Below are 717 nucleotides of genomic sequence, written 5' to 3' on the forward strand. Positions count from 1 at the left end.
CTAGACCTCTTGTCTGGACCATGGATCTGGACCTGTCCCCCGGAACCGGTACGTCTCATGACATACCCTGCTGAACAGCGCGCCGGAGACAGCCAGTGACGGCACTCGTACAGATCTCCATCTCTTGGGAGGCTTCCCATGACCACCGTGATGTCCCCGCTTGCAGGACGGGCCATCGGACTGGCGTCCGTGCCCGATCCCGTCTTCTCCGGGGCCATGGTCGGCCCGGGCACCGCGATCGACCCCGTGCGGGAGCCTTCCGAGGCCGTCTCCCCCGTCGACGGCGTGATCGTCTCTCTGCACCCGCACGCGTTCGTCGTCGTCGACGAGAGCGGGCACGGCGTGCTCACCCACCTCGGCATCGACACCGTCCAGCTCAACGGCGAGGGCTTCGAGCTGCTTGTCAACAAGGGGGACACCGTCGCGCGCGGGCAGAGCGTCGTGCGCTGGAACCCGGCCGCGGTCGAGGCCGCCGGCAAGTCCCCCGTGTGCCCGGTCGTGGCGCTGGAGGCCACGGCGGACGCCCTCTCCGAGCTGCGTGAAGAGGGCGACGTGAAGGCGGGCGACACGCTCTTCCTCTGGAAGTGACCTGACGCCGTCCCCGACGGCACAGAGACATCGGACGCTGCGGCGTGACCGCCGCTTTACCGGAGACGGGTGAGATGGAGACAACGCTGCGAGGCGTCGGCGTGAGCCACGGTGTGGCGATCGGCGAGG

At 68.6% G+C, this 717-nt stretch carries 1 protein-coding gene; it reads left to right on the plus strand.

All coding sequences use genetic code 11. The features are described 5' to 3' along the window. Positions 1–138: 138 nt before the first annotated feature. Complete coding sequence (locus tag CCN29_RS34035) at positions 139–588, plus strand: PTS sugar transporter subunit IIA (RefSeq protein ID WP_086686318.1); 450 nt, start codon at positions 139–141, stop codon at positions 586–588. Positions 589–717: the final 129 nt, after the last annotated feature.

This window comes from Streptomyces pseudogriseolus, assembly GCA_002154585.1.
GTDB lineage: Bacteria > Actinomycetota > Actinomycetes > Streptomycetales > Streptomycetaceae > Streptomyces > Streptomyces pseudogriseolus.